Annotated in this window: 18 protein-coding genes, 4 tRNA genes and 1 pseudogene; 12 read left to right on the plus strand and 11 right to left on the minus strand. The window is 62.1% G+C overall.

Going from position 1 to position 25,569, the window contains the following annotated elements; translation table 11 throughout:
- Positions 1–117: 117 nt before the first annotated feature.
- The 3 genes and pseudogenes from APH33_RS27885 to APH33_RS01970 form a co-directional block, all read right to left on the minus strand.
- Positions 118–858, minus strand: a complete 741-nt coding sequence (locus APH33_RS27885; RefSeq protein ID WP_371263233.1) for a methyl-accepting chemotaxis protein — start codon at positions 856–858, stop codon at positions 118–120.
- 117 nt (positions 859–975) lie between these two features.
- A pseudogene (gene mcpA, locus APH33_RS27890) lies at positions 976–2,004 on the minus strand (methyl-accepting chemotaxis protein McpA); the annotation flags it as partial.
- A gap of 144 nt (positions 2,005–2,148) precedes the next feature.
- The gene (locus tag APH33_RS01970; protein WP_054883538.1) at positions 2,149–3,027 is read right to left on the minus strand and encodes a LysR family transcriptional regulator; all 879 of its coding nucleotides are present in this window, start codon (positions 3,025–3,027) and stop codon (positions 2,149–2,151) included.
- 98 nt (positions 3,028–3,125) lie between these two features.
- On the opposite strand from APH33_RS01970, the gene APH33_RS01975 reads away from it, so the two are divergent.
- The gene (locus tag APH33_RS01975) at positions 3,126–3,554 is read left to right on the plus strand and encodes a PACE efflux transporter (RefSeq protein ID WP_054883539.1); all 429 of its coding nucleotides are present in this window, start codon (positions 3,126–3,128) and stop codon (positions 3,552–3,554) included.
- Between the two features lie 118 nt (positions 3,555–3,672).
- Here the strand turns inward: APH33_RS01975 and APH33_RS01980 are convergent, their stop codons facing one another.
- The 8 genes from APH33_RS01980 to folD form a co-directional block, all read right to left on the minus strand.
- Positions 3,673–4,737 (minus strand): hypothetical protein, encoded by a 1,065-nt coding sequence (locus APH33_RS01980; RefSeq protein WP_054883540.1) that lies wholly within the window; start codon positions 4,735–4,737, stop codon positions 3,673–3,675.
- Between the two features lie 85 nt (positions 4,738–4,822).
- Positions 4,823–5,503: a GntR family transcriptional regulator gene (locus APH33_RS01985; RefSeq protein WP_054883541.1), complete on the minus strand. Its 681-nt coding sequence runs from the start codon at positions 5,501–5,503 to the stop codon at positions 4,823–4,825.
- 16 nt (positions 5,504–5,519) lie between these two features.
- Positions 5,520–6,224, minus strand: a complete 705-nt coding sequence (locus tag APH33_RS01990) for a FadR/GntR family transcriptional regulator (RefSeq protein WP_054883542.1) — start codon at positions 6,222–6,224, stop codon at positions 5,520–5,522.
- A 44-nt stretch (positions 6,225–6,268) separates the two neighbouring features.
- On the minus strand, positions 6,269–7,579 hold the full coding sequence (locus APH33_RS01995; protein WP_054883543.1) for a C4-dicarboxylate transporter DctA: 1,311 nt from the start codon (positions 7,577–7,579) through the stop codon (positions 6,269–6,271).
- Positions 7,580–7,881: 302 nt separating this feature from the next.
- Positions 7,882–12,684, minus strand: coding sequence for a dermonecrotic toxin domain-containing protein (locus tag APH33_RS02000; RefSeq protein WP_054883544.1), 4,803 nt, complete (start codon positions 12,682–12,684; stop codon positions 7,882–7,884).
- Between the two features lie 66 nt (positions 12,685–12,750).
- On the minus strand, positions 12,751–13,242 hold the full coding sequence (locus tag APH33_RS02005) for an Lrp/AsnC family transcriptional regulator (RefSeq protein WP_054883545.1): 492 nt from the start codon (positions 13,240–13,242) through the stop codon (positions 12,751–12,753).
- Positions 13,243–13,317: 75 nt separating this feature from the next.
- Complete coding sequence (locus tag APH33_RS02010) at positions 13,318–14,382, minus strand: ornithine cyclodeaminase (protein ID WP_054883546.1); 1,065 nt, start codon at positions 14,380–14,382, stop codon at positions 13,318–13,320.
- Positions 14,383–14,585: 203 nt separating this feature from the next.
- Entirely contained in the window at positions 14,586–15,440 is an 855-nt protein-coding gene (gene folD / locus APH33_RS02015) for a bifunctional methylenetetrahydrofolate dehydrogenase/methenyltetrahydrofolate cyclohydrolase FolD (protein WP_054883547.1), read from the minus strand.
- 270 nt (positions 15,441–15,710) lie between these two features.
- On the opposite strand from folD, the gene APH33_RS02020 reads away from it, so the two are divergent.
- The 11 genes from APH33_RS02020 (at position 15,711) to APH33_RS02070 (ending at position 25,447) form a co-directional block, all read left to right on the plus strand.
- A tRNA-Arg gene (locus APH33_RS02020) sits at positions 15,711–15,787 on the plus strand.
- A gap of 43 nt (positions 15,788–15,830) precedes the next feature.
- Positions 15,831–15,906, plus strand: a tRNA-His gene (locus APH33_RS02025).
- 57 nt (positions 15,907–15,963) lie between these two features.
- Positions 15,964–16,048, plus strand: a tRNA-Leu gene (locus APH33_RS02030).
- A 36-nt stretch (positions 16,049–16,084) separates the two neighbouring features.
- Positions 16,085–16,160, plus strand: a tRNA-His gene (locus tag APH33_RS02035).
- A gap of 258 nt (positions 16,161–16,418) precedes the next feature.
- Entirely contained in the window at positions 16,419–16,718 is a 300-nt protein-coding gene (locus APH33_RS02040; RefSeq protein ID WP_054883548.1) for a DUF6388 family protein, read from the plus strand.
- A gap of 248 nt (positions 16,719–16,966) precedes the next feature.
- On the plus strand, positions 16,967–18,280 hold the full coding sequence (gene tig, locus APH33_RS02045; protein ID WP_054883549.1) for a trigger factor: 1,314 nt from the start codon (positions 16,967–16,969) through the stop codon (positions 18,278–18,280).
- A 91-nt stretch (positions 18,281–18,371) separates the two neighbouring features.
- Complete coding sequence (gene clpP, locus APH33_RS02050) at positions 18,372–19,013, plus strand: ATP-dependent Clp endopeptidase proteolytic subunit ClpP (RefSeq protein WP_003259400.1); 642 nt, start codon at positions 18,372–18,374, stop codon at positions 19,011–19,013.
- 108 nt (positions 19,014–19,121) lie between these two features.
- Positions 19,122–20,405: an ATP-dependent Clp protease ATP-binding subunit ClpX gene (clpX, locus tag APH33_RS02055; protein ID WP_054883550.1), complete on the plus strand. Its 1,284-nt coding sequence runs from the start codon at positions 19,122–19,124 to the stop codon at positions 20,403–20,405.
- A gap of 165 nt (positions 20,406–20,570) precedes the next feature.
- Complete coding sequence (gene lon, locus APH33_RS02060; RefSeq protein ID WP_054883551.1) at positions 20,571–22,967, plus strand: endopeptidase La; 2,397 nt, start codon at positions 20,571–20,573, stop codon at positions 22,965–22,967.
- 152 nt (positions 22,968–23,119) lie between these two features.
- Positions 23,120–23,392, plus strand: a complete 273-nt coding sequence (gene hupB / locus APH33_RS02065; RefSeq protein ID WP_054883552.1) for a nucleoid-associated protein HU-beta — start codon at positions 23,120–23,122, stop codon at positions 23,390–23,392.
- A gap of 183 nt (positions 23,393–23,575) precedes the next feature.
- A complete protein-coding gene (locus APH33_RS02070) occupies positions 23,576–25,447 on the plus strand; it encodes a SurA N-terminal domain-containing protein (RefSeq protein WP_054883553.1) in 1,872 nt (623 codons plus the stop codon).
- The last annotated feature ends 122 nt before the right edge of the window (positions 25,448–25,569 follow it).

Below are 25,569 nucleotides of genomic sequence, written 5' to 3' on the forward strand. Positions count from 1 at the left end.
AGTTTTTATAGCCAAATAGACTTGTTCGTTATTAGGTTATAACCGGTTCTTGGGTTGATGCAGACGTGCGCTGGCGAAAGCCCTCGTCGGCAAGCGCCGACGAGGGGTTACACGTCATCAGATGCGGAAGCTGCCTACCAGCTGCTTCAGGCGCCCGGCCTGTTGAGCGAGCGCATCGCAATGCTGCAGGGTCTGGTTGAGGTTTTGCACCCCTTGCTGGTTCAGCGCGTTGATCTGGGTGATGTCCAGGTTCAGGCTCTCGACCACTGCGGTCTGCTCCTCGGTAGCGGTGGCCACCGATTGGTTCATGCCATCGATTTCACCGATGCGCTCGGTGACACTGGCCAGGCGTTCACCGGCCTGGTTGGCCACCTGCACGGTCTGTTCGCTCGATACCTGGCTGGTATTCATGGTGTGCACCGCCTCACGCGAGCCCACCTGCAGGCTGGTGATCATGCGGTGGATTTCCTCGGCCGATTCCTGGGTGCGGTGGGCCAGGTTGCGCACCTCGTCGGCGACCACGGCAAAGCCGCGTCCGGCCTCACCGGCGCGGGCGGCTTCGATGGCGGCGTTGAGCGCCAGCAGGTTGGTCTGCTGGGAAATGCCCTTGATCACGTCGAGAATCTTGCCGATCTCATCGGTGCTGGCATTGAGGGTTTCGATCTGCTGGCACGATTCGCTGATGCGCTGGGAAAGCGCAGTCATGGCGCTGATCGCCTGCTCGACCACTTCACGGCCGCCGTGGGCCTGCTCACTGGCACCGCTGGCGTGTTGCGAGGCGTCGGCCGCATTGCGGGCGATTTCCTGGGTCGCGGCGCCCAGCTGGTTGATGGCCGCGGCCACGCTGTTGGTGCGCATGCTCTGTTCTTCGGAACCGATGATCGAGGCGTTGGAGGCGTCGACGACTTTTTCCGACAGATCGTGCACCAGGCGGGTGGCCGAAGAGACTTCGCTGATCGAGGTGTGGATACGCTCGACGAAGCGGTTGAACGAGCTGGCCAGCTCGCCGAATTCGTCCTTGTGCTGCACCTCGAGCCGGCGGGTCAGGTCGCCTTCACCTTCGGCAATGTCACGCATGGCGCGGCCCATGGTGGTCAGCGGGCGCATCAGCACCGGGATCAGCAGGCCCAGCAGCACGGCGATGGCGACTACGGCGATGAGCATGGCGATGATCGCTGAAGTTCGGAACTGGCTGAGTGCAGCGTAGGCTTTGTCCTTGTCGATCGACAGGCCGATGTACCACTGCGCCGACGGCAGGCCGGCCACCGGGGCGAACGAGATCAGCCGTTCTTCACCGTTGAGGGTGACGTCCTGCATGCCAGCGGCCACCCGCAGGCCGCTGCCGGGGTAGATGTCCTTGAGGTTTTTCATCAGCTGGTCTTTGTCCGGGCTGACGATCACCTGGCCACTGCTGTCGGCGAGGAAGGCGTGGCCGATGCCACCGAAGTCGACCGAGTTGATGATCTCTACCAGGGTGTCAAGGGTCAGGTCACCGCCGACCACGCCGATCAGTTCGCCGTTACGCTTGCTTTTCACCGGTACCGCGATGGTGACCATGAGGCCACCGACTGCGCCCTGGTAAGGGGCGGTGAGCACGGTCTGGCCGGCGCTGGCCGCGCTGCTGTACCACGGCCGCTGGCGGGGGTCGTAGCCGGCCGGCATCTGGGTGTCAGGGCGCTGGGTGAATGCGCCGTTGGCCTGGCCCAGATAGGTGAAAAGGAAATTTCGCGTATAGGAAGGCTGCTCGATCAGCCCGCCCAAGGTTTCTCCTGCCCCTTGTTCGGCAATGTCCTGCGCCAGGTTTTCCAGCACCAGGATGCGCCCGCTCATCCAGTTCTGCACGCTGCTGGCAGTCAGCGCGCCAGACTGTTGCACGGACGATTCGATATTCTGGCGAAGGGTGTTGCGTTGCAGGTAATCGTTGTAGAGCGTGAACAGTGCAAAGGCCAGCACCACGACACCGCAGGCGCTGAGAAGGATCTTGTGGCGAAATTTCAGGTTCATGTTTCGAGACCTTGAGCCAAGGATGGGAAGGGCGCCGCGTGCTTGTGGCGAAAAGGCGAGTCCTGTCCTACCTGTTATCGGCGCGCTTGGTAAAAGGTTGAAACAATTAGCTATTTGCCTGGCTCACCGACGACGGACGGTGGGCTAGCCTGCTGCCAGCAGATCGATCAGCAGGCGAGCGCCCTGGTGCAGCGGATGCTGCTTGCGCCAGAGCACATGGATTGGCAGCTGCAGTTCGTTGCGGGTATTGCCAAATTGCAGGCGCACCAGGCGCCCGGCCGCGACCAGCGGCGCGACCCGGGCCAGGGGCAGGTCGCCCCAGCCAAGGCCGGCTTCGACCATCTGCAGGGCCAGGTCGAAACTATCGGTGGACCAGTGCGTGGCGCCGATCAGTGGGCGTGGGTCGAGCAGTGGCAGGTCGCGGCTGCGGACCAGGATCTGGCGCACGTTGACCAGGTCCTCGAGGTAGTGAATACGGCCCTCGAGCAGGGCCGGGTGGGTGGGCGACAAGGTGGCCACCAGCGTTTCCATGCCGATGTGCTGGAAACTGCGCCGGGCATCGACCTGCAAGCCGGCAAAAGCCAGGCACAGATCGACGCGGCCGCTGTCGAGCAGCTGCAGGGCTTCTTCCTGGGGAGCGCTGAGCAACTGGATGTCGAGCAACGGGTAGCGGGCGCCGAGGTTGGCAATGGCGGCGAGCAACGGGCGATGATCGATATCCGGGACCACGGCGAGGGTAAGGCTGCTTTCCAGGCCCTGGGACAGTTCCAGCGCGTGCACCTGCAACAAGCCCAGTTGCTCGGCGATCAGCCGTGCATGGGGCTCGAGTGCCAACGCCTGGGCGGTGGCGCGGACTTCGCGTGAGCCGCGCTCGAACAGGGTGTAGCCCAGTTCGGCTTCGAGGTTGCCAATGGCCATGCTCACCGCCGAAGGCACCCGGTGCAGGGCGCGGGCAGCGGCGGAAAACGAGCCGCGGTCGAGCACGGCAAGAAACAGCTGGATGTTATCGCTGGAAAAGTTCATGGCGGCCTCCTGTCAGTCAATCTGAAGGCTGTTGACTTTTCCTGTCAAGCCAGGTGAATCATCCTTGCGCTCTCGCAATTCGACACATGAGGTAACCCGTGCAGGGCGTCAAACGCAAACTGGTCTACGTGACCGCCTATGAACTCATCGGCCTGTGCATGTCGACGCTGGGGCTGGCCTACCTGTCCGACACCCAGGCTTCGCACACCGGGCCGCTGGCGGTGATGATCACCACCATCGCCATGCTCTGGAACCTGATCTACAACAGCCTCTTCGAGTACTGGGAGAGCCGCCAGGCCAAGCGTGGGCGCAGCGTGGCGCGGCGGGTGGCGCATGCCGTCGGCTTTCAGTTGACCTTGGTGGTGTACCTGATTCCGCTGATTGCCTGGTGGCTGGACATGAGCCTGGTGGAGGCGTTGCTGGTGGACCTGGCGTTCATCGTTCTGATCCCGTGCTACACCTTCGCCTACAACTGGGCGTTCGACCGGATCTTTGGCTTGCCGACTTCGGCGATGGCCGCTGCCTGAGGCAGGCAGGTCAGGCCTCTTCGCGGCTAAAGCCGCTCCCACAGGTATGTCACTGCCCTCGGGAACAGTGGTGCCCCTGTTGGAGCGGCTTTAGCCGCGAAAAGGCCGGAACAGGAACCTAGGGCAAGCGAATCAGAAGAGGCTCCTGTCTTGTGGGTGCCTGGCGCTGTTCGGTCTGCTGCTCCATCGAAGGTTGTGGCATGGTCGCCAGCAGGCTGTCCTCGACCTGCCCAGACAGGTAGTACACCCCCGCCAGGGCGCCGCTCTGGCGGTTTTCCATCAGCTCCTGCCATTCCTGGTTGAGCGCGACATTGAGGATGACCCGCAGTTGCTCGACCATCTGCGGCTGGTCACGGTTGTGCGACATGATGCCGTAGCCGGTCGCCGCGATCGAGATCATCGCGCCTGCCACCTTGCCCACGGCACTGGCGACGGCACTGGCGATGCCGCGAGGGGCCAGGGTGGCGCCGAGTTTCTCACTGGCATTGGTGGCCACGGACGACAAGCTCACATCGGTTTTCCCCGGGCCTTTGGCGGCCTGCTTGTGCAAGTGCTCGCGCAACGCCAGCCAGGCCGGTTGCTGCTCGAGCGGCTTGGCCCGGAGCAATTGATAGAGCGAGGCATTGCGGGCGGGTGGCGGCCCCAGGTTGATCGCCGGGATGCGATTCAGGCGCTGGCTGAACTGCTCGGGCGGCGCATGGAAGCGCTGGATGATTGCTGGCAGTTGCTGGCCGAACAGTTGCACGTACAGCTCGCAGGCACGATCGCGAATGCCTTCTGGGTTGATCTGTTCGGCCACGGGTTCGATCACCCGCTCGTGGTACTGCTCCTGCAGGTACAAAGCCAGGCGCTTCTCTGCAGGCTCGCGGCCTTCGCCGCTGTCGAGCTTGTACCAGGCTACCTTCATGGTCAGCCATTGTTGGGTCCAGTAACCGGTGAACCAAGGGATAAAGTCGTTTTCGGTGCGTTGCTGCACCTGTTCCTTCCATACCCGCATCGAGCGCCGTGCATAGTCGTTGGCCGAGCCGGCCGCGCCGACCGAGGCCTCGATCAGCTCCTGGTCGATGCGCTGCCAGCTGGCGGGGTCGAGTACCACTGGCGGGGGCGGGGCCGGCGGGCGTTTGCCTGCGCAGCCGGCGATAGCCAGCAAGATGCACAGCAGGACCAGCAATCTTCGGCTCACTCGGCTGCCTCCCGGGTAGAGGCGGGGTGGTCATCCGAGTATAGGGCGCAGCTCAGGGGGCTGCCGTGCAGCCTATCGGCCGTGGTCAGCCAAGGTCGAGCTTGTCTTCCAGACGGTCGAGATGATCATGCATCAACGCCAGTGCCGCCTCTGCATCACCGGCTTCAACGGCATCGATGATCGCGGCATGTTCCTCCCAGGCGCAGTGGTCGCAGCAAGGCGATTCATAGCGGGCGATGATCAGCGACGTCATGGGTACCAGGCCGTTGAGGAAGCGCGCCAGCGGCGCATTGGCCGCCACCTGGGCGAGCTTGAGGTGAAATTCGCCACCCAGGCGGATGGCGGCGCAGCGTTCACCGCGTTCGTGGTGCTGGCGCTCGCGTTCGACCAGTTGGCGCAGCTGGCGAACCTGCACCGGCCGTGCGCGTTGTGCGGCCAGGCTGATCAGGGTGGTTTCGGCCAGGCGCCGGGCACTCAGTACCTGGCGCGCCTGCTGCGGGTCGGGCGCAGCCAGGTGGGCAGTGTGGCTGGGGCGCTGCACCACCACTTGCTGGTCCGACAGACGCCCGAGCACCCGGCGGATCACCGTGCGGCTGACGCCAAAGGCATTGCCCAGGGCCTGTTCGGGCAACAGGCTGCCAGGCGGCAGGCGCTGTTCGAGGATCGCGTCGAACAGACGCGGGTAGATCTGCTCGGCCGACAGGCGGGTCTCGCCGGCGGCGAGCAGGGCAGGCAGGCGGGGGGCGGCGTGGGCGCAGGCGGTCATGGTCGCTCTCCAAGGGTCATTGGCCGGGCTGGTCGTCCGGGATATTGAGTTGAATGCCCATGCGCTGGCCTTCGGCGAGAATGTGCTGGCGCATCTGGGCGCTGGCCTGGGCACTGTTGCGTTCGCGGATGGCGCGCACCACCGCTTCATTCTCCTTGAGCCGTGCGGCCAAGTGCTCGGGCGAGTTGCGCAGCATGCTGGCGCTCTGCTTGAGGGCGTTGCCGGTCTGCTGCACCACGCTCTGGAAGATCGGGTTGGTGGTCAGGGCGAATAGCGCCTCGTGGAACGCGATGTAAGCCTTGGCCCCGGCTTCGCTGTCATCGGCTTCCAGGGCTTCGCGCATGTCCATCAGGGTCAGGCGCAGCTGGCCGATGTCCTGGCTGTTGGCCGATTGCGCGACCAGCCCGACGATGAACGGTTCGAGGGTGTAGCGCAGTTCCAGCACATCGGCCAGGCTGGCCGCTGCGGCGCTTTCGCTGGCTGGGTCCTGGGGCACGGCATCGGGATCCAGTACCAGCACACCCTTGCCTGGCAACGCACGCACCAGGCCCAGGGTTTCCAGCACAGTCACCGCTTCGCGCAGGCTGGGGCGGCTGATACCCAGTTGTTCGGCCAGTTCGCGCTGCCCGGGCAGCATGTCGCCGGAGCGCCACTGGCCGCGGGCCAGGGCCTGGCGCAGTTTTTCCACCACTGAGTTGACGACGGTCGATGAGCTGATCACGGTTCGCTCCTGCAAGGGCCGGCGTCAGCGCCGGCCACGTTCGCTCAGAATTGCTGTTGATGGGGGTTGGCTTGCTTGCGTGGCGCAGGGGCGAAGCCGGGTTTGCCATCGAGCACGTTATGCGCACGTTCCAGGTCGATGTCCTTTTCCCAGCGGGCTATGGCGACGGTGGCCACGCAGTTGCCGATCAGGTTGGTCAGCGCCCGGCCAATGCCCATGAACCAGTCCACCGCCAGTACCAGCACCAGGCCCACCACCGGGATCGCCGGCACGGCGGTCAGGGTGGCGGCAAGGATTACCAGCGCCGAGCCTGGGATGCCGTGAGCACCCTTGGAGGTCACCAGCGACACCAGCAAAATGGTCAGCAGGTCGGTCATCTCCAGCGGTGTGCCGGTGGCGTTGGCAATGAACACGATGGCCAGGGTCAGGTAGATGGAAAAACCGTCGAGGTTGAACGAGTAGCCGGTGGGAATGACCAGGCCGACGGTGGAGCTGCCGATGCCCAGGTGTTCAAGCTTGCGCATGATCTGCGGCAGCACGGCGTCGGACGAAGCGGTGCCCAGGACGATGGTCAGCTCTTCACGCAGGTACTTGATGAACGGCAACAGCTTAAGGCCGGACAGGCGCATCACGGTACCCAGCACAATCAGCACGAAGCCGGCGCAGGTCAGGTAGAACAATGCCACCAGGCCGCCCAGGTGCTGCAGCGATTCCAGGCCGTACTTGCTGGTGGTGAAGGCGATGGCGCCGAACACGCCGATCGGCGCCAGGCGCACGATCATGCCCATGATGCGGAAGATGACGTGGCTCAGTTCGTTGATCAGCCGCGAGATGCCAGCGGCCGAGTCGCCCACCAGGTTCAAGGCACTGCCGAACAGTACCGAGAACAGCAGCACCTGGAGGATGTTGTTGTCGGCGAAGGCACCCACCACCGACGTCGGGATCAGGTCCATGAAGAACGCCGTGGCCCCATGGATGTGCTGGCCGCGCTCGGCCAGGCTGCTGGCATCGGCGCTGGACAGCTGGTCGAGGTGTATGTTGGCGCCGCTGCCGATGCCGCTGCTGAAGGCGAACACCAGGCCGATGACCAGGGCGATGGTGGTCAGCACTTCGAAATAGATCACCGATTTCAGGCCGATGCGCCCGACCTTCTTCAGGTCGCCGGCGCCGGAAATGCCGCTGACCACCACGCAGAACACGATCAGGCCGATGAGCATCTTGATCAGCTTGATGAAGCCGTCGCCGAGGGGTTTGAGCTGCAGGGAAAGGTCGGGGAAGCTGAGGCCGCAGGCAATGCCGAGAGCAAGGCCGAGCACAACTTGCAGGAAGATCGAACGCGAGCACCATTTGAGCATGGGAGGGATCTCAGATCGGTGTCCTTGCTTCGGTGCCGCACGGGGCGAAAGAGCGCAGGACTTAATTATTGTGGTCTTACCGGTATGTTCAGCGCGGGATCATAAAAGCGCGAAAAATCCAAGTTTGCAAGCGATTTTGGCCTTACCGGTCTGACCAGTTGTAGGGCATTAGCACTGCCTTGGCTCTAGTTCGGTGCATGGGGCGCAGCTCCTGCCCCACGCTGTCCGCTGAAATCAGATCAGGACTGGCCAACGCCTGATCAACTGCTGCAATCAGCTTGCCAAGATGATGGGGCGCGGGTTCAAGGGCTGGCCGCGAAGGTATGCGGGTTGGCGTCGCTCAGGGCTTCAGTCAGTGTCCTCAGCAGCGCTTCCCGCGCCTGTTGTCGACTTTGCAGCAAAAGCTCCGAAGCCCGTAGGTAGAGGGCGTCGTCGTTGGACAGGTCAACGCGTTGCAGCACGCCTGCGCGGCGCCAGGTGATCTGCCCCATGTGCTGTTCCAGGCGGGTGATGTAGGCCTGCGGGACCTCGGGGCCGGTGTAGCTACCGGTCACGCTGGCGCTGTCATTGAGCGTGTCGAAATACTCTGAAGCACCCTCCCATTGCAGGTCGAACTGCTGGAATGCTTGCGGGCGCAAGCGCTGTAGCCAGCGCTGCCAGAAGGGTTGGTCGCTGACCCAGGCACTCAGGCGCGTCGCTGTCGCATCCGACCACACAGCCTGCTCCAACCGTTGCAAGGTGGCATCGCTCAGGCGTGCCAGGTACTCGAAACGCATCCCGTCGGGTTGTGGGGGCAGGCGCAGCCGCTGCTGCAGGCGAATGCGTGCGTACAAGGCCATTTCCAGCTCATCCAGCAGGAAGCTCGCCTCGGTCAGCTGCGCATCACTGAGGTCATCATGCCTCGACAAGGCAGGTGCAGCCTCGCGCTCAGCGCTATTGCCGGCGTCGGCCAGTGCACGGCGCCTGGCGCGCCGAGCGTTGAACAACCCGCTAATCTGCTCGTCGAGCAAACGCTGACGCATCAGGCTCGCGGCGCTGTCGATGGCCACTTGTTCGTTGCCTGCACCTGGTTCTGCGCGGGCCACGGACTGCCAAAGCGAGACTTCTGTCTCGACCTGCTGAAACAGCAGGCTGGCCTGGTCGACGCATTCCTGGCCAGCGTCCACCAGAAGGTCATGGATCTGCTGTTGCAGTTGGGCAAAGCCTGTGCCGGCTTGATCTGACTGTGCGCCTTCAACCAGGGTCTGCAGCACTTGGCGCATCCGTTGGTCCATGGCTGCTGTGCTGACCCGGTATGCCTCCGTGTTGGGCAGTCGCTGGTACAAGTCGAACAAGGGCTGCCAGTTCGCGTCCATCCAGAACTCGGCCAGATGCGCCCGCAGGGCGCCAGGCCAGCCGGCGGACCAGTCGTCTTCCTCAAAGTCTTGCTGATCGGCAGGTAATCCAGCCTCTTCGAGGCGCTGCAAGGCCAGATCGTTGAAGGGGTTGTCGTCGAAGGCGTAACTCAGCTCCGGGTCGCGTTCGCGGTATCGGCGGGCGAAGGTGGTGTCGCGCAGGGCGGGTGCATCGCTCAGTTCATTGAGGCTCAAGTCGATGGCGCGGAGGTTGAGCGGTTCATGGCTCATCAAGGTGGTCAGGCCGGCAGGCCATTCGACGATCAGCGTGCGCTCCAGGTCGATTTGCTCAAGTGCAGCCCAGCCAGTCAGGTCGGGCGCCAGCTCCAGCGGGTTGCGACGCAGTGAAAGCAGACGCAGCCGATTCAGCCCGGCCAGTGCCGTGCGGCTTGCTTCGGTCAGCACGATCTGGTTGTGACCCAGTTCAAGGTGGGTGAGGCTCGGCCAGCCCTGCAGTGCCTGGAAGTGCTCTACACCGAAGCTCAAGGCGTTCCGGTCGGCCTGGAAAAACGTCAGCGCTGGCAGATTGGCAAGCCGTTGCAGGGCACTGACCGGCAGGTCCTGCAGGCATTGCGACAGATTCAGGCGCTGGAGGTTGGTCAGCCGCGTGAGGGTTGTGAGGTCGGTTTCCTGAGAGAGATCGAGCTCGTTGTACGAGAGGTCCAGTGATTGCACTTCGCCGAGTTCGCCCAGTGCCGGAGGAAGGCTGCGCAGGGCATTGCCTTCCAGGTCCAGGTAGCGGACCTGGGGGAAAACCCGGAGAAAGGCGTCCAGTTGCGTGTGAACACGTTCGGGAAGCTCGGTGATACGCAAGTCGCGAACGTGTGGCAGGGTCACGCTCAACCTGGGCAAGGTTTGCAGTTGTGCTGCGTTGATGTCGAGAATGACGTGATCGATCGAACCGGTGGGCTCGTCGGGGCTTTCCCTGCGCCAGGCTCGGCGAATGCGCTGGGCCTGGGTGTCTCGTGCGGTGCGCTGCGCACCCTGGCCATACTCGACCCAGCTCTGCAGCTCGCTATCCAGCTGCCGATAATCACTGCGCAGGCCATCCAGCAAGCGCATGAAGGCGCCCGGCCCATGGCCTGCCTGGTGGCGCAGGCGTTGACGCAGGAGCTGGCGCTCTTCCAGATTGCCGGCAGGGTAAAGCTGGTCGAACAATTGGTCGGCGGTCAGCACGCCGCGGCCGTGACCACTGAGCTGATAGCCAACCCGGTGGCTGCCCGGTAGCGAGCTGGGCGGGTTGTACAGCGGGCGCACGGGTGCCATGCCCAGGTCGCGTGCGGTTGCTTCGCGGTCTCTGTGGGCCAGTTCGAACAAGGCATCTTGCAGGGCTGGTGCGTCGTAAATGGCCAGCCCGAGTGCGTCGCGTTCGCTGTCTGGCAGGGCATGCAGGATGGCATTAGCAAGCGACTCCCGGTTCTCCAGGGTCTGGCCAGACGCGTCGACTGCCTGGTAGCCATGATTGCTGCGCAAGACGCGCTTGACCGTTGAGCCTGGCGCGCCAACAGCTTCGATGACTTGACCTTGCTCGACAAGTTCAAGGCGGATGTTGCCGGTCCACCCCGGCAAGCGTGGCAAGTTGGCAAACACCAGGGCATCGCGATCACTGCTGTTGGCCGAAGCTTGCCGGAGTTGGCCCAGTGCTCGATTGAGTCGCGCTTCGCGCAGGTACAGCCGGGCTTGTTCGGCCATGGCCAGCGGCAGTCGGCCGGTTTGCCTGAGCCGTGCCACGTCACCCGGCGATGCCGCAGCCAGGATTTCGTTGCGTGCTCGTGGGCTGAGCGAAGGAAAGTCCCTTGCCAGCACGGCGCTATCGCCCCTTTCAATGAGCGGCAGCGGCGTGGAACCAAAGGCTTCAAGTCCGTCCAGCAACAGCGCGGGCAGTGGCCGGTGATCGAGCAGCAGTCGCCTCAGCGCGGCGTCATCGTAGCCGCAGCTGCGCAAGGCGTTGGCCAGGGCGGCGTCGTCCAGGCCCGCGCACGCGCGGCCAAGGCGCCGCGGCAGTTCTGGGCTGCGCCAGGCCAGTGGCCGCTCATGCTCCAGTAGCCAGCTGCCGTCACCGTTGCCGAGCAGCCTGGGTTGATGGCGATGGCCTTCACCTGGCGCCAGGCGCCAGCCACCCTCTGCTTCTGGCGCCAGCGCCAATGCCTTGCCTTCGTGTTGCCACCAGTGCTGACCTTGCCATGCCTGCAGGCCATCGGCGGTCACTGGTGTATCCGCAGGCCATGGGCGAGACCGGGCGAACGCTGAAAGGTCGCCATGCCACAGGCGCTCGGTGTCGCCATGGCCAATGCGGTGCCATTGGTGCAATGGCCCTGGCGATTCGACATAGTGCCCGGCGGTACCCAGTGCGGCGAATAGCACCAGGTTTTCGAAGACGCCGAACAAATGGGCGACAGCGGCGTCGGTATCGCTTTCATCGGCGGCATGGACACCTTCGAGGAATTCGTCGACCAGCTGCGCCCCGCCCACCACCAACATCACTTCTGCCAGGCCGGGTACGAAGAAGCTGGCAACATTGAGCAGGTTCAGGCCGGTCTGCAGCCAGCCTTCAATTCGCTCGAGCAGTGCCGCCGCGTCGCGTTTTTCGGTGGGCACTACAATGCTGGCCGCATCCTGTCGCTTGCGTTCGATCTGAGTGCGCACGCGTTCTGCAAAGCAGTCCCTGCGCCAGCGCGAAGCGCTCCAGGGTAACCGTGCATTCTTGTCCAGGGTTTCTTGCCACGGATGGTGAGGGTCAGGGAAAAGCCGGGTGATCCAGCTGACGTGCTGGCCTTTCTCCAATATCGGTGTGCCGGGTTGCACTGTGGCGTAGGGGTAGTGGGGGAACAAGGTCTCGCGCAGCCTCATGGCGAAGCGGGGCTGCTGGTCATGGCTGACGTAGCGCAAGAAAAACCGCCGTTCATCGTCGTCCCAGAGCATGCGGGTGAGGCTCTGACCCAGTGCTGCGAGGGAGGCGTACTGACGCAGGGGCCTGCTTGGGTGCCCGGGGAGGTAAAGCAGGCAGGGTTCAGTGTCGGCGTGAGCTTGCAGGGTGATGAGCAATGGCCCGTTCAGCGGGCAGTCGAGCAGGCTCAGATAACTGCACTGCAGATCGCGCTGGCTGGCATCGGGGCGAGTGAGCTGTGTAGCCCCCGCCAGTGCCGCTTCGCCCAATAACTCGCCACGGCTGTCGATATGACCGCGCAGCAGCGCCAGGCTCAACTCGGCGGCGAAGGCTGCGCGGTCCTGGTCTTGCTGCAGTTGGGCGGTCAGTTCGGAATCGAGCAGGGCGGCCAGGTGATCTTGGTAACGGCGGCCGAGGTCGAGGTTGCGGACCATCTTCACGAAACGCTCGGTATCGATGTTGGTGGCTGCCGGCGCGTCCTTGCGCAGGTACAGCTGTACCTTGTCGGTTTCATCGAAGTTCAGCATGGCGGCTTCCAGCCAGGACATGCCGCGCCCCAGCGCTGCATGCCACAGCCAGCCCTGGCCGACGTCGGGTAGCTCGCGCTCGGCAAACCAGTATGCAAGTGCGTCGTTCAGGTGGGCGCGGCAAAATGCTTCTGGGGCTTGCAGCGTTGCCAGATGTTTGCGCAGCCGGTGGCTGGCGCGATGGCTGCCGCGCACGCGCAGTTCAAGCTGTTTGCGTTGCCGGGGCGTAGACGATTTCAGCCACTGGGGCATGCGCCGCTGGATAAATGCCAGGTGAGGTGAAGGGGCTTGAGGCATGGGCCGTACTCCATTGCAAGGAGACGGCGAGGCTATTCAAGCTGACAAGGGCTTGGGGGTACAGGGTTAGCGCCCGATCTGCGGCGCCATGCACTTGATCGACGCCAGCTCAGGGTGTGCCACCAGCTTGTCGATGTGCAGTGCATCATTGTTCATCCAGCTTTCGCTCAGCACCCGATAGTGCTCCATGTCGCGGCAGCGCAGGCGCAGGCTGTAGTCGAAGTGGCCGCTGATCAGCTGGCATTCGTAGACGTCCGGGCAGGCCAGCATGGTGGCCTCGAAGGCCTTCTGCGCGGCGCGCCCGCTCTGGTTGGACAGGGCCACCAGCACCAGCAAAGACAAGCCAGGGGCGAGTTTCTGCAAGTCGATGATCGCGCCATAGCCGCGGATCACACCCCGGCGTTCAAGCTTGCGCACGCGCTCCAGGCAGGGGCGCGGGGTGAGGTGCACCAGGGTCGAGAGCTTTTCGAAGGTGATGCGACCGTCGTGGCGCAGCACCTCGATAATGGCCTCATCGATCCGGTCCAGAGGTTGGGCATTGGCGTCCTTGGTGTCCATGCGCAGGGCTTCTTTCGAAAGTGGGCACGAACAGGGTAGGCGTAATCCGGGGCTGCTGCTCGGCCCCGGGGTTGATCAGGCGCAGGCGGTATCTTCCTTGCGCATCGCGCGTACGCCAACCACGCGCGGCTGCAGCAGTGAATACAAGTCCTTCGGGTTCTCCAGCTTCGGTACCAGCGCGATGTCCTGGCCAATGCCCAGCATACGTGCGGTGTCCAGCACGTAGCGCAAGGCCGAGTAGTCTTCCAGGGCAAATCCGACCGAGTCGAACAGGGTCACTTGCCCTGCGTTCTCGCGGCCTTGAACAAGCCCCGCGACGACCTTCCACAATTCGACCACCGGCGAATCTTCAGGCATCTGCTGGATCTCGCCCTCGACACGGCTCTGCGGTTCGTACTCGACGATCACCCGCGCCTGTTCGACGATGTCGCGGTGCAGTTCGGTCTTGCCCGGGCAGTCGCCCCCCACCGCATTCAGGTGCATGCCTGGTTCGATCATGTCCGGCGTGAGGATGGTTGCATAGGCCTTGTCGGCAGTCACTGTGGTGACGATATCGGCACCGCGGATCGCTTCGGTCACGGAGCTGGCGACGCTCAACTTCAGGCCAGGGCGGCCGGCCAGGTTCGCCACCAGCTTGGCCGTGGCAGCAGGGTCGATGTCGTACAGGCGGATCTCGTCGATGCCCAACAGGGTATTGAAGGCGATGGCCTGGAACTCGCTTTGCGAGCCGTTGCCGATCAGGGCCATGCAGCGGCTGTTCTCCCGCGCCAGGTAGCGAGCTGCCAGTGCCGAGGTGGCGGCGGTACGGATCGCCGTGGTCAGGGTCATCTCGCTGAGCAGCAAGGGGGTGCCGGTGTCGACATCGGCCAGGGTACCGAAGGCCATCACTGTGGGCAGGCCATGGTGGGTGTTCTTCGGGTGGCCGTTGACGTACTTGAAAGCGTAAAGGCTCGCATCGGACACCGGCATCAGCTCGATCACCCCGTCGGGCGAATGGTTGGCCACCCGGGCGCACTTCTCGAAGGCCGGCCAGCGCAGGTAGTCCTGGCGAATGTACTCGGCCATCTCTACCAGGCAAGTGGCCAGGCCTTTGCGGTTGACCAGGCGGGCGAGGTCTTGCACATCGATATAGCGGGTCATGACGGGTCTCCTTGCGGCGACGCTTCCAGTGAGGTCTCTGGAAATATTGTCGGGCGCAGAGCGTGGCGATGCTGGCTGAAGCAGGGGATGCTGGCAGCGGGAGCGGCTGATCTTGCGCGCCCCTGCAGCCGAATCGGCTGCGCTGTGGCGCAAGCAAAAAAAAACGGCACCTGCCAGAGGTGCCGTCTTCATGTCACGCGCTGTTACTTGTGCAGTTCTTCCGCCGCATACAGCGTATTCTCCAGCAGGCAGGCGCGGGTCATCGGCCCGACGCCACCCGGCACCGGCGTGATCCAGCCGGCGCGTGGCAGGGCGGTCTCGTAGACCACGTCGCCGACCAGCTTGCCATCTTCCTGGCGGTTGATGCCGACGTCGATGACGATGGCGCCTTCCTTGATCCATTCACCCTTGACCAGGCCCGGCTTGCCGGCGGCCACAACCACCAGGTCGGCGCGGCCGACGTGGCCGGCCAAATCCTTGGTGAAGCGGTGGCAGACAGTCACGGTGCAACCGCCCAGCAGCAGTTCCATGGCCATCGGGCGGCCAACGATATTGGAAGCGCCGACGATGACCGCGTTCATGCCGTACAGGTCCTGCCCGGTGCTTTCCAGCAGGGTCATGATGCCTTTTGGCGTGCACGGGCGCAGCAGCGGGATACGCTGGGCCAGGCGGCCGATGTTGTAAGGGTGGAAGCCATCGACGTCTTTGTCGGGGCGGATGCGTTCGAGCAGCAGCGAGGCGTCCAGGTGCGCCGGCAGCGGCAGTTGCAGCAGGATGCCGTCGACGGCCGGGTCGTCATTGAGGCGGTCGATCAGCTCGGTCAGCGCTTGCTGCGTAGTCTCGCTGGGCAGGTCGAATGCCTGGGAGATGAAGCCGACCTCTTCGCAGTCCTTGCGCTTGTGCGAGACATAGACTTGGGAGGCGGGGTCGGTGCCGACCAGGATCACCGCCAGGCCCGGCGTGCGCAGGCCTTGCTGGCGACGCTCCTCGACACGTTGAGCGATCTGCTTGCGCAGGTTGGCGGCGATCGCCTTGCCATCGATTAGGTGTGCAGTCATAGACGCGTGATTAACCATCGAGAAAGGAACAATAAAGAGGGCGCATTCTCGCACGAGTCCGCCCAAGGGCAAAGGCGGGTGGTCGGGCAAATCCTCTAACCCCTTAAATAATTTAAATTTTTCCGAGAAAGGTGTTGACGACCTGTAGGGTCGCCTATAAGATTCGCCGCACTTGTCGGGCACAGCCTAGCACTGGTTGGCGAGGTCGGGCAGAATGAGTAGTTTGGCAGTTATCTGTTAACGGCTTGTTCGGTTAGGCTTCAAGCTTAAGCGCCCGTAGCTCAGCTGGATAGAGCATCCGCCTTCTAAGCGGATGGTCGCAGGTTCGAGTCCTGCCGGGTGCGCCATTTAGGCAGCTTGGGCAAGCAAGTAAGGCTGTAATGCAATATGGTGGGCGTAGCTCAGTTGGTAGAGCGCCGGATTGTGATTCCGGTTGTCGTGGGTTCGATTCCCATCGTCCACCCCATATTCGACGAAGGCGCCGCTGATTGAATGGTCTGGCGCCTTTGTTTTTAAGCGTTACGCGGACGTGGTGAAATTGGTAGACACACTGGATTTAGGTTCCAGCGGCGCAAGCTGTAAGAGTTCGAGTCTCTTCGTCCGCACCATGCTTCTGTAAGGTTGTATCGCAACACCGCAATATGGTGGGCGTAGCTCAGTTGGTAGAGCGCTGGATTGTGATTCCAGTTGTCGTGGGTTCGATTCCCATCGTCCACCCCATATTTTCGAAGGCGCCTTGATCGTGAGATCGGGCGCCTTTGTCGTTTTCGGGGTGCCTGCCTTGAGGGGTTTGGCGTCTGTGGGTTCGAGCGCCGCCCGCGCGGCGCTCGATATGGCAGGCGCCACAACTTTCAGGGCAGGACTTCGCAGTCATTACTCAATCCCCCCTTGCAATCCTCTGGTGGCACCCCAATAAAAGCTGTTAGATTTCAGCCGGTTGAAACACCGGTCCATTTGGCCGGCAGAGGAATACCCCTGATGATTGCAAAAGAAGCCCGCCAGGCCATGGCGTTGCAGCGCTTTGCCGAAGCCAATCCGCAACTGCTCGAAGAAATTCGCGAGCTGGATGCGCGTGAGCAGGCCCAGCAGATCGAGTGGGCATTCGAGGATGCTGCCGATGAGCAGGGCCTTCAGCCTTGGGAGCTGGCGTTGCAGCTGATTGCCGAAAGCCCCGAGCAACTGCAGGCCATGCGCCTGGAGACCCATCGCGAAGTGGCCGAGGCGTTGGGCATGGAGTGGGAGGAGTACTGCCAGTTCAACGAGATTGATCCTGAATAAACGGGTCGCTCTCAAGCTGGTGGATGTTTGACAAGGTATTTCGGTCGTGTGCCGGCGTTGGCTGGTATGCGGCCTTCTATATAAAGAGGCTCGGCACTTCACCGTGCGGGCCATGCAAGTTAATCGACCGGCGTGGCTTCCCGTCGTCCCGGGTGGGGTGACTTCTGGTGCGTGACTCACTAGAATGTTCGCCCTTGATTCTGGAGTCGGGCTATCGCCGGCTAACGTCTGTGCAACGAGGAATATCCATGCAAGTTTCTGTTGAAAACACTTCCGCTCTCGAGCGCCGCATGACCATCGCCGTTCCGGCCGAGCGCGTCGAGAACGAAGTCAACAAGCGTCTGCAACAGACTGCCAAGCGCGCCAAGGTCGCGGGCTTCCGTCCAGGCAAGGTGCCGATGAGCGTGATCCGTCAGCGTTTCGAAGCCGATGCCCGTCAAGAGGCCTTCGGTGACCTGGTCCAGGCTTCGTTCTACGAAGCCATCGTCGAGCAGAAGCTGAACCCTGCTGGCGCTCCGGCCGTCGAGCCGAAGTCCTTCGAGAAGGGCAAGGACCTGGAATTCGTTGCTGTCTTCGAAGTATTCCCGGAGTTCACCGTTGCCGGCTTCGAGTCGATCAGCGTCGAGCGCCTGAGCGCCGAAGTGGCTGACGCCGACCTGGACAACATGCTGGAAGTGCTGCGCAAGCAGAATACCCGTTTCGAGGCTGTCGAGCGCGCTGCGCAGAACGACGACCAGGTCAACATCGATTTCGTCGGCAAGGTCGACGGTGAAGTGTTCGCTGGCGGTTCCGCCAAAGGCACTCAGCTGGTACTCGGTTCCGGCCGCATGATCCCTGGCTTCGAAGACGGCCTGGTTGGCGCCAAGGCGGGTGAAGAGCGCGTTGTCAACGTGACCTTCCCTGAGGACTACCAGAACCTGGACCTGGCTGGCAAGGCCGCCGAGTTCACCATCACCGTCAACAGCGTCTCGGCGCCTGTGCTGCCAGAGCTGAACGAAGAGTTCTTCGCCCAGTTCGGCATCAAAGAGTCGACCCTGGAAGGCTTCCGCAGCGAAGTTCGCAAGAACATGGAGCGTGAGCTGCGCCAGGCGATCAAGACCAAGGTCAAGAACCAGGTCATGGACGGTCTGCTGGCCGCCAACCCGATCGAAGTGCCAAAGGCCCTGCTGGAAAATGAAGTCAACCGTCTGCGCGTGCAGGCTGTTCAGCAGTTCGGTGGCAACATCAAGCCTGAGCAACTGCCGGCCGAGCTGTTCGAAGAGCAAGCCAAGCGCCGCGTGGTGCTGGGCCTGATCGTCGCCGAAGTGGTCAAGCAGTTCGAGCTGAAGCCGGACGAAGGCAAGGTTCGCGAAATGATCGAAGAAATGGCCTCGGCTTACCAAGAGCCTGAGCAGGTCATTTCCTGGTACTACAAGAACGACCAGCAACTGAACGAAGTTCGTTCGGTTGTGCTGGAAGAACAAGTTGTAGATACTGTTCTGCAGAAAGCGACTGTGACCGACAAGTCGGTCTCGTACGAAGATGCCGTAAAGCCAGCACAGGCCCCTGCCGCCGCTGAGTAACAGGCTTCTCTCGTAGGAAACCCCCACAAGCCAGCCTTCGAGCTGGCTTGTGCGTTATCAAGCCATGACTATTTGGGAGTGAGCGCAGGACATGTCCCGCAATTCTTATATTCAGCAGAGCTCTGACATCCAGGCCGCAGGCGGCCTGGTCCCGATGGTTATCGAGCAGTCCGCCCGTGGCGAACGTGCCTACGACATCTACTCGCGCCTGTTGAAGGAGCGAGTGATCTTCCTGGTTGGCCCGGTAGAGGATTACATGGCCAACCTGGTTGTGGCGCAGCTGCTGTTCCTTGAAGCGGAAAACCCGGACAAGGATATCCATCTGTACATCAACTCCCCAGGCGGTTCGGTGACTGCTGGCATGTCGATCTACGACACCATGCAATTCATCAAGCCAGACGTCTCGACCATCTGCATCGGCCAGGCCTGCAGCATGGGTGCGTTCCTGCTGGCCGCAGGAGCCAAGGGCAAGCGTCACTGCCTGCCGAACTCGCGCGTGATGATCCACCAGCCACTGGGCGGTTTCCAGGGGCAGGCCACCGATATCGAGATTCACGCCCAGGAAATCCTCAATATCAAGGCGCGCCTGAACGAGCTGCTGGCCTACCACACTGGCCAGGACCTCGAGACCATCAAGCGCGACACCGAGCGTGACAATTTCATGAGCGCCTCGCGCGCGGCCGAGTACGGCCTGATCGACTCGGTATACGACAAGCGGCAACTGGCCTCCTGAACCCAGGTGCCAGGGCAGGTAGGTGCGCAAAGCGCCTACCTGCGGACTTGAAAAAGCCCGCAATTGCCTTCATCTTGTGTTGCAAGCCTACCGGATTGGATCGATCGAATGACTGACACCCGTAACGGCGAGGACAGCGGCAAATTGCTTTATTGCTCCTTCTGCGGCAAAAGCCAGCACGAAGTGCGCAAACTGATTGCCGGGCCCTCGGTATTTATCTGCGACGAGTGCGTCGACCTGTGCAACGACATCATCCGTGAGGAGGTGCAGGAAGCCCAGGCCGAGAGCAGCGCGCACAAATTGCCTTCGCCGAAAGAAATCAGCGGCATCCTGGACCAGTACGTCATCGGTCAGGAGCGCGCGAAGAAGGTGCTCTCGGTAGCGGTGTACAACCACTACAAGCGCCTGAACCAGCGTGACAAGAAGGGCGACGAAGTCGAACTCGGCAAAAGCAACATCCTGCTCATCGGGCCTACTGGCTCGGGCAAGACCCTGCTCGCCGAAACCCTTGCGCGACTGTTGAACGTACCGTTCACCATAGCTGACGCCACCACCCTGACCGAAGCCGGTTATGTGGGTGAGGACGTCGAGAACATCATTCAGAAACTGCTGCAGAAGTGCGACTACGACGTGGAAAAGGCCCAGATGGGCATTGTCTACATCGACGAGATCGACAAGATCTCGCGCAAGTCGGACAACCCGTCCATTACCCGCGACGTTTCGGGTGAAGGCGTGCAGCAGGCACTGCTGAAGCTGATTGAGGGCACCGTTGCTTCGGTACCGCCGCAGGGCGGCCGCAAGCACCCGCAACAGGAATTCCTGCAGGTTGATACCCGCAACATCCTGTTCATCTGCGGTGGCGCCTTCTCCGGCCTGGAAAAGGTCATCCAGAACCGCTCCACCAAGGGTGGCATCGGTTTTGGCGCCGAAGTACGCAGCAAGGAAGAGGGCAAGAAGGTCGGCGAATCGCTGCGCGAGGTCGAGCCGGACGATCTGGTCAAGTTTGGCCTGATCCCCGAGTTCGTGGGTCGCCTGCCGGTTCTGGCGACCCTCGACGAGCTTGACGAGGCTGCACTGATGCAGATTCTCACCGAGCCGAAGAATGCCCTGACCAAGCAGTACGCCAAGCTGTTCGAGATGGAAAGCGTGGACCTCGAGTTCCGCACCGACGCCCTCAAGGCCGTCGCACGCAAGGCCCTGGAGCGCAAGACGGGCGCCCGTGGCCTGCGTTCGATCCTCGAAGGCGTGCTGCTCGACACCATGTACGAGATTCCTTCGCAGAAGGATGTCAGCAAGGTGGTGATCGACGAGAGCGTCATCGAAGGCACCTCGCAGCCGCTGATGATCTACGAAAACAGCGAGCCGCAAGCCAAGGCTGCACCCGACGCCTGATTCCAGGCGAACACCGGGTGATGGCAGCAAAGCTAGAAGGGGCCTACGGGCCCCTTTCTGCTTTTCCTATGCAAGCGCTTGTAATTTCCCAAGCGTGCCCCCACATTAGGTCCAAGCATCATTTCCACCGGTTTCCGGCCATAAGGCCGCTGTAGAGGCGAAATCATGAAGACCACCCTCGACTTGCCTCTTTTGCCATTGCGCGATGTCGTCGTCTATCCGCACATGGTCATCCCACTGTTCGTGGGGCGTGAGAAGTCTATCGAAGCCCTTGAGGCGGCGATGACGGGCGAGAAGCAGATCCTGCTGCTGGCCCAGAAAAACCCTGCCGATGACGATCCAGGCGAAGACGCCCTGTATCGGGTCGGTACCGTCGCTACCGTATTGCAATTGCTGAAGCTGCCCGATGGCACTGTCAAGGTGTTGGTCGAGGGCGAGCAGCGCGGTGCGGTCGAGCGCTTCACCGAAGTAGAAGGGCACATCCGTGCCGAAGTTTCCCTGATCGATGAAACCGACGCCGCCGAGCGCGAGTCGGAAGTCTTCGTGCGCACGCTGCTCTCGCAATTCGAGCAGTACGTGCAATTGGGCAAGAAAGTGCCCGCCGAAGTGTTGTCGTCGCTGAACAGCATCGAAGAGCCTGGTCGCCTGGTCGATACCATGGCCGCGCACATGGCGCTGAAGATCGAGCAAAAGCAGGAAATCCTCGAGATCGTCGACCTGGCGGCCCGAGTCGAGCACGTGCTGGCCCTGCTCGATGCCGAAATCGACCTGCTGCAGGTCGAGAAGCGAATCCGCGGCCGGGTCAAGAAACAGATGGAGCGCAGCCAGCGCGAGTACTACCTGAATGAGCAGATGAAGGCCATTCAGAAGGAACTTGGCGACGGTGACGAAGGCCATAACGAAGTCGAAGAGCTGAAAAAGCGCATCGAAGGCGCTGGCCTGCCGAAAGACGCCCTGGCCAAGGCCCAGGCCGAGCTGAACAAGCTCAAGCAGATGTCGCCGATGTCCGCCGAGGCCACCGTGGTGCGCTCGTACCTCGACTGGCTCGTGCAGGTGCCGTGGAAGGCCCAGAGCAAGGTGCGCCTGGACCTGGCCAAGGCCGAAGAGATCCTCGACGCCGACCACTATGGCCTGGAAGAGGTCAAGGAGCGGATTCTCGAGTACCTCGCCGTGCAGAAACGGGTGAAGAAGATCCGTGGCCCGGTGCTGTGCCTGGTCGGCCCGCCTGGCGTGGGCAAGACCTCGCTGGCCGAGTCGATCGCTGCCGCGACCAACCGCAAGTTCGTGCGCATGGCCTTGGGCGGCGTGCGTGACGAGGCCGAGATTCGGGGGCACCGTCGTACCTACATCGGTTCGATGCCTGGCCGCCTGATCCAGAAGATGACCAAGGTGGGTGTACGCAACCCGCTGTTCCTGCTCGACGAGATCGACAAGATGGGCAGCGACATGCGTGGCGACCCGGCCTCGGCGCTGCTGGAAGTGCTCGACCCAGAGCAGAACCACAATTTCAACGACCACTACCTGGAAGTCGACTACGACCTCTCGGACGTGATGTTCCTGTGCACCTCGAACTCGATGAACATTCCGCCGGCGCTGCTGGACCGGATGGAAGTCATCCGCCTGCCGGGTTACACCGAAGACGAGAAGATCAACATCGCGGTCAAGTACCTGACGCCCAAGCAGGTCAAGGCCAACGGCCTGAAGGTCGAAGAGCTGGAGATTGACGTCTCGGCGATTCGTGACATCATCCGTTACTACACCCGCGAAGCGGGTGTGCGTGGCCTGGAGCGCCAGATTGCCAAGGTCTGCCGCAAGGTGGTCAAGGAACATACCGGGCAGAAGCAGGTCAAGGTCAAGGTCACCGGTGAGCAGCTCGAGCACCTGCTCGGCGTTCGCAAGTTCCGCTACGGCCTGGCCGAGCAGCAGGACCAGATCGGTCAGGTCACCGGCCTTGCCTGGACCCAGGTGGGCGGCGAATTGCTGACCATCGAGTCGGTGGTGATCCCCGGCAAGGGCCAGCTGATCAAGACCGGCTCGCTGGGCGATGTCATGGTCGAGTCGATCACTGCCGCGCAAACCGTGGTCCGCAGCCGTGCCCGCAGCCTGGGTATTGCCGCCGATTTCCACGAGAAGCACGACGTGCATATCCACATGCCCGAGGGCGCCACGCCGAAGGACGGCCCGAGCGCGGGTATCGGCATGTGCACCGCGCTGGTGTCGGCGCTGACGCAGATTCCGGTGCGTGCCGACGTGGCAATGACCGGTGAAATCACCCTGCGTGGTCAGGTATTGGCCATCGGCGGTTTGAAGGAAAAACTGCTGGCTGCACACCGTGGCGGGATCAAGACGGTGATCATTCCTGAGGAAAATGTTCGCGATCTGAAGGAAATTCCGGAAAATATCAAACAGGATCTGCAGATCAAACCGGTCAAATGGATTGACGAAGTCCTCCAAATTGCGCTGCAATACGCCCCGGAGCCCTTGCCAGATGTGGCTCCGGAGATTGTCGCGAAAGATGACAAACGCGACGGCGATGCCAAGGAAAGAATTAGCACGCATTAGTAGTTTTTGGCCGGGGGGCTTTCCTTGACAGTTTTTTCGGGGCCTTGCTATAAAGCGGCACGCTATTGTCAAGCTGCCACCCGGCGAACGTTTCATAAGCTTTTCATTACATACTTAGAAACAAACTCAATAGAGAAATAAGGGGACTTAGAGTGAACAAGTCGGAACTGATTGACGCTATCGCTGTATCGGCTGACATTTCCAAGGCTGCCGCCGGCAAAGCTCTGGACGCTGTGATCGACTCCGTGACTGGCGCCCTGAAAGCAGGCGACGACGTCGTTCTGGTTGGCTTCGGTACCTTCTCGGTCAAAGAGCGCGCCGAGCGCACCGGCCGCAACCCGCAAACCGGCAAGGCGATCAAGATCGCAGCTGCCAAGGTTCCAGGCTTCAAGGCTGGCAAAGGCCTGAAAGACGCCGTCAACTAAGTCGTCTCTTTCAGCCGGGCCCGGCTTGGCCAGGTCCGAGCACGCTGATGGCGGGCCGCAAACGTTCCCGCCTGACACGTTTGCTAAGAAAAGGCGCATCCTCGGATGCGCCTTTCTTTTATCAGGATTCTACCCACGCTCCGCGGTTGTCGACGCAGTGGTACAGCCGTTTCTGGGGGACGCATGCTGCAAAATATCAGGGACAATTCACAAGGTTGGATTGCCAAGACCATCATCGGCCTTATCGTCGTGTTGATGGCGTTGACCGGTTTCGAAGCCATTTTCAAGGCCGCCACCCACAGCCAGGACGCGGCTAAGGTGAACGGCGACACCATCAGCCAGAATGAGCTGAGCCAGGCTGCCGACATGCAGCGCCGTCAGCTGATGCAACAGTTGGGCAAGGATTTCGACCCAGCGGTGCTGGATGACAAGCGCCTGCGCGACGCTGCGCTCAAAGGTCTGATCGATCGCAAACTGCTGCTGCAGGGTGCCAAAGACGCCAAGTTCGCCTTCTCTGAGGCCGCGCTGGACCAGGTGATTTTGCAGACGCCGGAATTTCAGGTCGATGGCAAGTTCAGTGCCGATCGTTTCGATCAGGTTATCCGCCAGCTGGGTTATGGCCGCATGCAGTTCCGCGACATGCTCGCGGAAGAGATGCTGATCGGCCAGCTGCGTACCGGTATCGCTGGCAGCAGCTTCGTCACCGACCAGCAGGTTGACGCCTTTGCCCGTTTGGAAAACCAGACCCGCGATTTCGCTTCCCTGACCTTCAAGGCCAACCCGGCCGCAGTCAAGGTCAGCGATGACGAGGTCAAGGCGCATTACGACCAGCACGCCAAAGAGTTCATGACCCCTGACCAGGTGGTCATCGACTACATCGAGCTGAAGAAGTCGGCGTTCTTCGACCAGGTCAAGGTCACCGACGACGAGCTCAAGGCCCAATACGAGAAGGAAGTTGCCAACCTCGCCGAACAGCGTCGTGCCGCGCATATCCTCATCGAGGTCAACGACAAGGTCACCGACGCCCAGGCCAAGGCCAAGGCCGAAGAGATCGAACAGCGCCTGGCCAAGGGCGAAGACTTCGCCAAGCTGGCCAAGGAGTTCTCCCAGGACCCAGGTTCTGCCAGCAATGGCGGTGATCTCGGCTTCGCAGGCCCAGGCGTGTATGACCCGGCCTTCGAAGACGCGCTGTACAAGCTCAACGACGGTCAGGTATCGGCCCCGGTACGTACCGAGTTCGGCTACCACCTGATCAAGCTGCTGGGCAAGCAAGCGCCGGAAATACCGAGTTTCGCCAGCCTGAAGGACAAGCTGACCCGCGACTTGAAGACCCCTCTGGTCGAGCAGCGTTACGTCGACGCCAGCAAGCAGCTGCAGGATGCTGCCTACGAGGCTTCCGACCTGGCCCAGCCGGCTAAGGACCTGAACCTCAAGGTGCAGACTTCCGCGCCGTTCGGCCGCGAAGGCGGCGAGGGCATCACCGCCAACCGTGGCGTGATTCAGGCGGCGTTCTCCGAAGAGGTGATGGATGAAGGTGCCAACAGCACCGCCATCGAACTCGACCCGGAAACCACCGTCGTGCTGCGTGTCAAGGAACACCGCAAGCCGGAGCAACTGCCGCTGGAAGCCGTGGCCAAGAACATCAGCGAACACCTGGCCAAGGAGAAGGCAACTGCCGAACTCAAGGCCAAGGCGGACAAGCTGATTGCCGGCCTGCGTGACGGTTCCATCGCTGCTGCTGGTGCGCACGACGGTCAGCAGTGGAAGGCTCACGAAGCAGTGACCCGTGGTCAGGACGGTATCGATCCGGCCGAGCTGCAGGCGCTGTTCCGCCTGGCCAAGCCGCAAGCCAAGGACAAGCCGGTGTACGGCAGCGTGGTCCTGGCCGACGGCAGCCTGGTCGTGCTGCAGCTCAAGGGCGTCAACGAAGGTGCCGCCGCCAGCGATGACGAGAAGCAGCAGATCCGCCGCTACCTCGCATCGCGTGCAGGGCAGCAAGACTTTGCAGCCTACCGCAAGCAACTGGAAGGCACTGCCGACATCACCCGTTACTGAGTGATGGTTGCATGACAAAACAGGCCGCCTTGTGCGGCCTGTTTCTTTTCTGTCGTCCTGTACCGGCCCTTTCGCGGGCAAGCCCCACAGGTACGGCACCGCTCTTGAAAGCTGTGCCGTAC

Source organism: Pseudomonas sp. NBRC 111130, assembly GCF_001320485.1.
In the GTDB taxonomy this organism is placed as follows: Bacteria; Pseudomonadota; Gammaproteobacteria; order Pseudomonadales; family Pseudomonadaceae; genus Aquipseudomonas; species Aquipseudomonas vlassakiae.